Raw genomic sequence first — 5,672 nt, 5'->3', positions numbered from 1 at the left:
CACAAGGCGTCCGTCGGGTTCCGGCCGGCCCATGGCGACGCTGCCGATGGTGTGGCCGGACTGAATCCGCACGGCATGGCCCAGTTTCCCGGTCCTCAGGGCCGGGTGCCTGGCTGCCCTGGTGACGGCCCAGCCGTCCTCGATCACGACGGTCGACGAGCCCTCCAGCGAGCGTGATGGCCTCCCACCCCACTGCTGTCCGGGCCGATGATCGCGTTCTGCGCCCCGTTCGGCAGCAAGAAGATGATCACGAAAACGAACGTGTCGAGGTTGGCCAGGCCCGCTCCCCCGTGCAGCGGAACAAGGCGACGATGAGCGCGTAGACCAGAACGGTCCGCAGCACTTTTTCCGCGATGGGCACCTGGGTGGTCAGCGTCTCATGCCAGATGGCTTTCTTTCAGCGCGTCATCCGTCACCTTCGGCCAACAGGGCTGCGACGCATCCGGACCACGGGTGCACAGGCGGCCAGGACGGCGCACGCCACCAGCACCGGAGGGAGTACTCCGGCCCATCCCGGAGCTGCCCGCAGCAGTACCACGGAGACCCCCGCGCCCACCATCAGGGCCCCCAGCCGAACCGGCACCCACCGGTCCGGGCGGCCCGCGCCCACACCCTTCACAATGTACGTGGCCAGCGTGCCAGTCAGATAGGCGGTCGGCGCCGCCGCCCGCCCAGCCGCCACCATGGCCGCCGCTTGGATGCCTCTCGTCACCGCAGCACCGAACTGCAGGGCATCCCGTGCCGTTCACCCCGGCGATCCGCCCGCGGCAGCCCAGAGCCCCGCGCCCGCGGCCAACACAACCGCCTCTCCGACCAGGCAGAACATCACCGGCGGCGGCCAATGCGTGTCCACGTCGGTGCGCTGCCGGGTGAGCCAGGCGGTGAGCCTCCCTCGTAACGTGGAGGCATCGTGGCGGAAGGGGAATTCGGGAGTCATGGCGTCGGGGAAGCGGAAGTTCGATGCGGAGTTCCGGGAGGGGGCTGTACGCATCGTGACCGAGACCGGGAAGCCGGTCCCGGAGGTCGCACGGGGCGCCGGTCGCGGGCGTCATCGCCGCTGGTCCGATGCCGTGATCACGCCGTAGGTGACCAGACCGTAGACGATGTGCGGCACGACGTCGGCGGTCCAGTCGCGGACCGACCACGTGCGGGGGTCGCTGACGCCGAGGCGGGCCATCGGTGCATCGGCGAGGGCCATCGCCAGGGCGCCGGTGAGCAGGCCGCCCAGCCACAGGGGGCCCCGGACACCTGCCCGGCGGATCAGCGCCACGACGGCGCCCGTGCCGGTGCCGACGGCGATGCCCGACAGGGCTCCGAGGCCGGTGAGCCGGTTGTCCCGGCCGCTCGTGTCCGGGACCGGGTGCCCCATGAGTGCGGTGATCTTGTCCACCGCGGTTTCCGGCGTGCTGCTGGCCGGTCTGCCGCGCAGTGCCATGTCGGCGTAGGTCACGGCGTTCAGAGCGGTGGTGCCGGCCGCTCCCGCGGCGCAGCCGCGCGCGATGCTTCGGATCATGCCGTTTCGGGTTCCCGTGACTTCCGCTACCAAAACAGTGCTCATCACGACGTAGGGATGAAAGAGTCCGTAAATGCGCATATCAGGGCGCGATCTTCCAGCGCGAATTGTTCGGCACTTTCAGCGCGGACCTGTCCCGCTCGGAAACACGATTCTGGGGCCTGGCCTGGAAGTTCCCAGATCACAGGACTGGCCGGGGCGTTGTCACGTTGTCGAGGGTGTTGGTGTTTGGCGGGCGTCGGGGCGTACTGGGGCCGGGTTCCGGCTCCGCGTTCAGGCCGTGGCGGGCAGGCCAGCTGTGCCGGCGATCTGCTCCCAGATCACCGGCGCTGCCAACCTGCCCACCACGGCCTGACCACAGGCCCCGGCCGCGGGCTCACCACGCCCCGACCCGCCATCAGACAGTCACGCACCCAACAACGTGACAACGCCCTCCGGACCACCCGAACGGATGACCCGGATACGCGCCACTCCCGGCCCCCATCCGCCAGGCCCGAGCCGGTGTCGCTTTGAGAGACGTAAAACGCCGATTCCTCGCATAATCCTCTCCATCACGCTCGCCGGACCCACACCATCTGGCAGTACTGGTACGTCCCGGCTTTGTCAGGGCCGCTTCCCGCCCTCCCCGGCACCACCCGGATCAGGCTGCCCTCAGCTTCAACATCCCTGCTGCGACAGGGTGTTGGTGCAGGTCTTCCACCTCCACTCGAACCGACAGCACCTCACGGCGCAAACAAGATCCCCGACAGAGTCAAGCTCAGGCGGAGGTGCTGATGCACCTCATTTCCCCAGCGGTTCCATTCGTGCTCGGACTGCCGGTGGGGGACTCGCAGACCGGGGCCACGACGATGCGCCGCCACCACGCGAAAGGTAATCAGCGTGACGGTGTCCTCGTCGACGGCACCAAGGTTTCCCTCGATCCGTCCTTCCGCCTTGCACGGTCCGGCTCCGCGGGCCGCGATGCAAGTCGGCATACTGCTGCTATCCGCCCCCTTTGCATTCCTCCAGGTAGTCGACGGCGGGACCACAAGTAGGCTCGCCCCATGTGCAGCGTGTCCGCAATGTCGGCTTCTTCGGTCTCCTTCGAGATTGATATCGCAACGCGTTACCTGGACCTTGCCGGCGTCTTCTCGTGCGCGCTGCTGGGCGGTGCGGTAGCCCGGACGGCCGGCCTCGACCTGTTCGGATTCCTGGTGGTGGGCATTATTTCGGGTCTGGGCGGGGGGCTGATCAGGGATGTGCTGTTGCAGCACGGCACACCGGTCGCGCTGACCGACTACGCCTACCTGTCGACCGCCGTGGCCGGTTCCGTGATGGTGTTCCTCATCAAGCTCAGTGAGCAGTCCTGGAACCGGCTGTTCACCGCGCTCGATGCCGCGGTGATCGGGTTCTGGGCGGTCGCGGGCGCCAACAAGACGTTGGCGGCCGGTCTGGGCTGGCTCCCGGCCGTCCTGCTGGGCACCGTGACCGCTGTCGGCGGCGGCGCTCTGCGTGACGTCATCCTCGGCCGGGTGCCGGCTGTGTTCGGTGGCAACGGCCTGTACGCCACCGTCGCCGTCGCGGTCGCCGGAGTCATGGTGGCCTGCTCGTACCTCGGCGTCCCTCAGGTCGGCATCGGCCTGGGCATCGCCCTGGCGCTGGTCTTCCGGCTCACCGCCGTGCACTACGGCTGGAACCTTCCCACCGGCCTGGACTGGCGGCCCCAGTCCAAAGTGGCCTCGACGGTACGGCGCCACATCAATCCCCCCACCCGAAACGGGGAGGAAGAGTAGTCCCACCCGCGTAAGGAGTCATCATGACCAATAATCGAGCCCACACTGTGCTGGCCGGCCTCGACGGCATCCGCACCCACCTCGAGGAGGTCTACCAGGACCTGCACCGGCACCCCGAACTCGGACTGCGGGAGCACCGCACCGCGGGAAAGGTGGCCGAGGCCCTGCGGTCGTTCGGCTACGAGGTCACCGAGGGCGTCGGCGGGACCGGCGTGATCGGGGTCCTGGAGAACGGGGACGGCCCGGCCGTCATGGCGCGTGCCGACATGGACGCCCTCCCGGTGCGCGAACAGACCGGCCTGCCCTACGCCTCCACCGCGACCGTGACCGCCCCGGACGGCACCGAGCAGCCCGTCATGCACGCCTGCGGACACGACATGCACGTGACCTGCCTGCTGGGCTGCGCGCGGCTGCTGGCCGAGGACCGCGACACCTGGCGGGGCACCTTCGTGGCGCTCTTCCAGCCCTCGGAGGAGAACGGCGACGGAGCCGAGGCCATGATCGCCGACGGGCTGACGTCCAGGGCGCCCCGGCCCGACGTGGTGCTGGCCCAGCACGTGCTGCCCTATCCGGCCGGATACGTCGGCACCCGCCCCGGGCCGTTCCTGTCGGCGGCCGACAGCCTGCGCATCACCGTCCACGGACGGGGAGCGCACGGTTCCATGCCCCAGGCCGCGGTGGACCCCGTCGTGATGGCCGCGATGATCGTCGTACGTCTGCAGACCGTCGTCTCCCGGGAACTGGCAGCCACGACCCCGGCCGTGCTCACGGTCGGCAGCATCCACGCGGGCACCGGCCCCAACGTCATTCCCGACAGCGCCGTCATCGAACTCAACGTGCGCACCTACGACGACGCCACCCGCAGCCACGTCCTGGACGCGATCACCCGGATCGTCCGTGCCGAGTGCGAGGCGTCCCGCTCGCCCCAGGAGCCCGAGATCGAGCGGACCACCTCCTTCCCGCCCACCGTCAACGACGAGGCGGCGACCCGTCGGGTCGCCGAGGCCTTCGCCGCGCACTTCGGGGACGACGCGCACACCATCGACCTGCAGACCGCGAGCGAGGACATGAGCGAGATCCCCGGGGCGTTCGGGGTGCCGTTCACCTACTGGGGCATCGGATGCGTGGACCCCGACCGCTACGCCGAGGCCGCCCGCGAGGGCACCCTCGACCAGGACATCCCCGTCAACCACAGCCCCGCCTTCGCCCCCCTCCTCCAGCCCACCCTGGACACCGGCGTCCGCGCCCTGACCGTGGCCGCCCTCGCCTGGCTCGGCACCTGACACGAGCCCGGCCGTCGGAGGAGGCGCGCTGGTCGTCGAGGGCCACCTGCTGGGCGTCTGCGGGACCGGCATCGACATCGTGGAGGGCGGCTACGGCGAGCCGCCGCCCGGCCAGGATCGGTTGGTGGTCGGCCATGAGTCGCTCGGGGTGGTGCTTGAGGCTCCGGACGGCTCCGGCTTCAGCGCCGGGGACCCGGTCGCGGGCATCGCACGGCGCCCCGATCCGGTGCCGTGCGAGCCGTGCTCCCACGGCGAGTGGGACTTCTGCCGCAACGGGCAGTACACGGAGCGCGGGATCAAGGGCAGGAACGGCTACGGTGCCGAGCGGTGGAGGATCGAACCGGACTACGCGATCCGGCTCGCCCCCGGGCTCGGGGACTGCGGGGTGCTGCTGGAGCCCGCCTCGGTGTTGGCCGAGGCGTGGGAGCAGACCGACCGCATCTTCAACCGGGCCTCATGGAAGCCCGAGGTGGCGCTGGTGACCGGCGCGGGACCGGTCAGCCTGCTCGCGGCGCTGCTGGGTATCCAGCGCGGGCTCGAGGCGCACGTCCTGGACCTGCACGACAAAGGGTCGAAACCGGACCTGGTGGACGATCTGGGCGCCACATTCCACGCGGGGGACGTCCAGGACATCGAATTGGAGCCCGACGTCGTCATCGAGTGCACCGGGGCCGGCCCTCTGGTCTTCTCGCTCATCAGCGTGGTGGGGCCCAACTACGTCATCTGCCTCGCCGGTATCTCGTCCGGTTCGCGGAAGATCCCGGTCGGCCTGGACGAGCTCAACAAGGAGATGGTGCTGGAGAATCTGGTGGTGTTCGGTTCTGTCAACGCCGGGCGGCGGAACTACCAGCAGGCCGCGGACGCGCTGGCCAAGGCCGACCGGAGCTGGCTGGAGCGGCTGATCACCCGCCGGGTCCCGATGGACGAATACACCGACGCCCGGCACAAGACCCCGGACGACGTGAAGGTCGTCGTCGACCTGCGAGCCTGAGGGGGCCCGCGGCCGGGCGCACCCGGCCGGGCTGACGGCATCCGGCCGCCGAGGCGCGGCGGGCCGTCTGCCACCGCCGCCCCGGCAGCCGGCAAAGCGTAACCGCAAAGGGT

The 5,672-nt window shown here is 69.9% G+C and carries 4 protein-coding genes; 3 read left to right on the top strand and 1 reads right to left on the bottom strand.

Annotated features, from left to right (window positions below):
- Positions 1-1,048: 1,048 nt before the first annotated feature.
- The gene (locus AB0I73_RS39990) at positions 1,049-1,513 is read right to left on the bottom strand and encodes a hypothetical protein (protein WP_363045308.1); all 465 of its coding nucleotides are present in this window, start codon (positions 1,511-1,513) and stop codon (positions 1,049-1,051) included.
- Between the two features lie 1,061 nt (positions 1,514-2,574).
- On the opposite strand from AB0I73_RS39990, the gene AB0I73_RS39985 reads away from it, so the two are divergent.
- The 3 genes from AB0I73_RS39985 (at position 2,575) to AB0I73_RS39975 (ending at position 5,559) form a co-directional block, all read left to right on the top strand.
- A complete protein-coding gene (locus tag AB0I73_RS39985; protein ID WP_363045307.1) occupies positions 2,575-3,285 on the top strand; it encodes a TRIC cation channel family protein in 711 nt (236 codons plus the stop codon).
- A 23-nt stretch (positions 3,286-3,308) separates the two neighbouring features.
- Entirely contained in the window at positions 3,309-4,568 is a 1,260-nt protein-coding gene (locus AB0I73_RS39980) for a M20 family metallopeptidase (RefSeq protein ID WP_363045306.1), read from the top strand.
- Positions 4,569-4,647: 79 nt separating this feature from the next.
- The gene (locus tag AB0I73_RS39975; protein WP_363045305.1) at positions 4,648-5,559 is read left to right on the top strand and encodes a glucose 1-dehydrogenase; all 912 of its coding nucleotides are present in this window, start codon (positions 4,648-4,650) and stop codon (positions 5,557-5,559) included.
- Positions 5,560-5,672 lie beyond the last annotated feature (113 nt).

It is taken from the genome of Streptomyces sp. NPDC050388 (assembly GCF_040655635.1).
GTDB lineage: Bacteria > Actinomycetota > Actinomycetes > Streptomycetales > Streptomycetaceae > Streptomyces.
This window is presented reverse-complemented; position numbering and strand designations above follow the sequence as displayed.